Here is a 4143-nt window from a genome sequence, read left to right as displayed (position 1 = left end):
CAGCGGCGCGATCTCGCCCGCCGGAACCTGTGCTATACAGGACGCGGACTGGTGGAGGTCGCGCTGGCGTGGTGGGGCGCAGAGTCGCGTATCGCCCGGCTCGGCACCGTGGAGGGGGCCGAACACGTGGCACGCGCGCAGGCCGAAGGCCACGGCGTGATCCTGGTCAGTGCGCACTTCACGCCGCTGGACATCTCCGGGCGAATCATGAGCCGGTGGTTCGGTTTCCAGGCGATCTACCGCGAGAACCGGAACGCGGTCATCGAGCACTTCATGCGCGAGAGCCGGCGACGGCACTTCGAGCATGCCTTCGACCGCGGCGACATGCGCGCCATGGTGCGGGCGCTGCGTGAGCGGCGGGTGGTCTGGTACCCGCCGGACCAGGACTACGGCCGTCGGCACGCGGTGTTCGCGCCGTTCTTCGGCGTGCCCGCCGCGACGATCACGATGACCTCGCGTCTGGCACGGCTCTCCGGCGCGGTGGTGATCCCCTGCTACGGTGTGGCGCGCGAGGACGGCAGCGGCTACGTGGTGAAGCTCGGCCCTCCGCTGGAGGGGTTCCCGAGCGGTGACGACACCGCCGACGCCGAGCGGCTCAACGCCCGGCTGGAGGCGGAGGTCCGGCAGCGCCCGGCGCAGTACTACTGGGTGCACCGGCGGTTCAAGACCCGGCCCGACGGCGGGCCGAGCCCCTATCGGGGGCGGGGCAAGCGGCGCAGGAAGGGCAAGTGATGCGGATACCCGATTTCGGCGACGTCACCCTGCTGGTGGCCGGGGACGTGATGCTGGACCGTTACTGGCACGGCGATACCGGCCGGATATCGCCGGAGGCCCCGGTGCCGGTGGTGCGCATCGGGGCCAGCGACGACCGTCCGGGCGGCGCCGCGAACGTGGCCCTCGGGCTCGCGGCGCTGGGCTGCCGGGCGCGGCTCACCGCGCCGGTGGGCGAGGATGAGGCGGCCGCGGCCCTGGATGGCTGCCTCGCCGGCGCCGGCGTCGAGCGCCACTGGGTGCGGCGCGCCGGCGCGCGCACCACGACCAAGCTGCGCGTGATCAGCCAGCACCAGCAGATGATCCGGCTGGATTTCGAGGACGGCGCCGCCGCGTCGGCCCCGCTGGCCGCCGATGAGATTGCCGGGGCGCTGGACGGTGTCCGCGCGGTGGTCCTCTCCGACTACGCCAAGGGCGCGCTGCGTGATCCGCAGCCGCTGATCCGAGCCGCCCGCGCCGCCGGCTGTCCGGTGCTGGTCGACCCGAAACGCCCGGATCTCGAGGCCTACGCCGGGGCCACCGTGATCACCCCCAACCGCCCGGAGTTCGAGCGCATCGTCGGCCATTGCGGCGACGAGGCGACCCTGGTGGCGCGAGGCCGTGGCCTGCTGCGCGAGCTCGACATCGAGGCGCTGCTGCTCACCCGGGGGGAGGAGGGTATGACCCTGCTGTCCCGGGACGGTGAGCCGGTGCACATCCCCGCCCAGGCCCACGAGGTGTTCGACGTGACCGGCGCGGGGGATACGGTGATCGCCGTGCTCGCCGCGGCGGTGGCTGCCGGCGAGTCCCTGGCCCATGCCGCGGCACTCGCGAACCTGGCCGCCGGCGTGGTCGTGGGCAAGCTCGGCACCGCCACCGTCACGCCCGCCGAGCTCCACGCCGCGGTCCGCCACTGGGCGCCGGTGCACACCGCCGACGGCGTGCTCGACGAGCCGGACCTGCTCGCCGGCGTCCGCGAGGCGCGGGCCCAGGGGCAGCGGCTGGTGATGACCAACGGCTGCTTCGACATCCTCCACCCCGGCCACGTCGCCTACCTGGAGGCCGCGGCGGCACTGGGCGACCGGCTCATCGTCGCGGTTAACGACGACGACTCGGTCCGGCGTCTCAAGGGCGACGGCCGCCCGGTCAATCCCCTGGCGCACCGCATGGCGGTGCTCGCCGGCCTGGCCGCGGTGGACTGGGTGGTGCCCTTCGCCGAGGACACCCCGGCCCGGCTCATCGAGGCGGTTGCGCCGGACGTCCTGGTCAAGGGCGGGGACTACCGCGTCGAGGACATCGCCGGCCACGAGTCGGTGCTCGCCCGCGGCGGGGATGTCCGGATCCTGCCGCTCCTCGAGGGCTATTCCACCACCGATATCGTGACGCGGCTGGGGCGGTAGCGGGGGCGATTTGCTACACTGCGTTGCCGTGGTCGCTTCGCCGCTGACGAGTCATGAGCCGATCATCGATCCCTTCCGCCGCGCCGCCGGTCTCCGTGCTGATGTACCACCAGGTGGGGCCGTTCGCCTCGCCCGCGTCCCATCGTGCCGGCTACTGCCACGTGCGACGCTTTGGCGCGCAGATGGCCTGGCTGCGGCGTTTCGGCTATCACGTCATCGGCCTGGACCGCCTGCTCGACGGCCTGTTCGGTGACACGCCGCTGCCGCCGCGCGCGGTGGTGCTGACCTTCGACGACGGCTACGAGAACTTCCGCGAGCACGCCTGGCCCATCCTGCGGCGCCACGGCTTCCCGGCGACGGTCTTCCTGGTGGCCGACCGGATCGGCGGACGCGCCGAGTGGCTGGGCGACGGCCAGACCCGGGCCGCGCTGATGGACGCCGACACGGTGCGCGCGCTCCACGCCGAGGGCGTGACCTTCGGTTCGCACACCCTCAGCCACCCGCGGCTCTCCCGGCTGGAGGAGGCCGAGCAGCGCCGCGAGATCGTCGACAGCAAGGCGCGCCTGGAGGACATCCTCGGGGCGGAGGTGCGCCACTTCTGCTATCCCTACGGCGACTACGACGCCCGCAGCCGGGACCTGGTGGCGGAGGCCGGCTACGCCAGCGGCCTGACCTGCATCCGCGGCGCGGCCAACACCGCCGACAACCCCCTGGAGATCCCGCGCAAGGCGATCTCCTACGGCGACAACCTGCTCGGCTACCTCTGGAAGCTGCACGCCAAGCACGCGCGCAAGGACCGCGGAGGCACGGCGCGCGCGGCATGAAGAGTCTCCACGTCCTCGGAAGCCGCCAGTTCGGAGGCGCGGACCGTTTCTACGTGCGCCTGATCCAGGCGCTCGCCGCCGCCGGCCACGAGACCGTGGCCGTCAACCGCCCCGGCAGCCCGGTGGCGGAGGCACTCGCCGCCACGCCGGCCGGGCTCCCGGTGCGCCAGTATCACCTGCCGTTCGCCAACAAGTGGGACATCGCCACCGTGCTGCGCCTGCGTGCGCTGGTGCGGCGCGAGCGCCCGGTGGCGGTGCAGAGCTACATGGGCCGGGCGACACGGCTGACCCGTGTGCCCCGGCGCAGCGGTGGGGCGCACATCGCCCGCCTCGGCGGGTACTACAAGCTCGACGGCTACTATCGCCACTGCGACGCCTGGGTGGGGAACACCCGGGGCGTGTGCGACTACCTGGTCGGTGAGGGCCTGCCGCGGGAACGGGTCTTCCACATCGGCAACTTCGTGCCGCCGCCACGGACGGTCACCGACGCGGCGCTGGCGGGCCTGCGCGAGGAGGCCGGCCTGCCGCCGTCGGCCCGGGTGCTGTTCGCCCTGGGGCGGTTCATCGGCATCAAGGGCATGGACGATCTCCTGCGCGCCTTCGCGCGGATGCCCGGGGAGGACCGCGACGGCCGGCCGCTGCGGCTGGTCATCGTCGGCGACGGGCCGCTGGCCGGCGAGCTGCACGCCCTCGCCGAGGAGCTGGGGGTCGCGGGACGGGTGCACTGGCCGGGCTGGCTGGACGACCCGGAGCCCTGGTTCGGGCTGGCCGACGTGCTGGTCTGCCCATCGCGCCACGAGACCCTCGGCAACGTCATCCTGGAGGGCTGGAACCACGGCCTGCCGGTGGTGAGCACGCGCACGCCGGGGGCCACCGAGATCGCCCGGGACGGTGACAACGCGCTGCTGGTCCCCCGCGAGGACCCGCCGGCGCTGGCGGCGGCCCTGGAGCGGGCGCTGGCACTGGACGCCGACGCGCGCGCGGCGATGGTGGCGGCGGGCCACGCCGAGCTGACCCGGGCCCACGGCGAGGCCGCGGTCGTCGAGGCCTACGTCCGTCTCTATGACACCCTGCACCGCGGCGCCGGGGGGCGGGGCTGATGCGGCGCATACTCGTCATCCGGCTGTCCGCGCTGGGCGACATCGTCATGGCCTCCGGGCTCATCCCCG

General features: G+C 73.6%; 4 protein-coding genes. All 4 read left to right on the top strand.

Annotated features, from left to right (window positions below; all coding sequences use genetic code 11):
* The coding region (locus G7A99_RS16360; RefSeq protein ID WP_163142100.1) for a lipid A biosynthesis lauroyl acyltransferase at window positions 1-732 on the top strand (732 nt) is incomplete at its 5' end.
* Window positions 732-2150, top strand: a complete 1419-nt coding sequence (gene hldE / locus G7A99_RS16355; RefSeq protein WP_163142097.1) for a bifunctional D-glycero-beta-D-manno-heptose-7-phosphate kinase/D-glycero-beta-D-manno-heptose 1-phosphate adenylyltransferase HldE — start codon at window positions 732-734, stop codon at window positions 2148-2150. The genes G7A99_RS16360 and hldE, both read left to right, overlap by 1 nt.
* Before the next feature lie 53 nt (window positions 2151-2203).
* Window positions 2204-2974: a polysaccharide deacetylase family protein gene (locus G7A99_RS16350; protein WP_163142094.1), complete on the top strand. Its 771-nt coding sequence runs from the start codon at window positions 2204-2206 to the stop codon at window positions 2972-2974.
* Window positions 2971-4074 (top strand): glycosyltransferase, encoded by a 1104-nt coding sequence (locus G7A99_RS16345; RefSeq protein WP_163142091.1) that lies wholly within the window; start codon window positions 2971-2973, stop codon window positions 4072-4074. The genes G7A99_RS16350 and G7A99_RS16345 overlap by 4 nt, the downstream gene beginning before the upstream one ends.
* The last annotated feature ends 69 nt before the right edge of the window (window positions 4075-4143 follow it).

It is taken from the genome of Arhodomonas sp. KWT (assembly GCF_010993615.1).
This window is presented reverse-complemented; position numbering and strand designations above follow the sequence as displayed.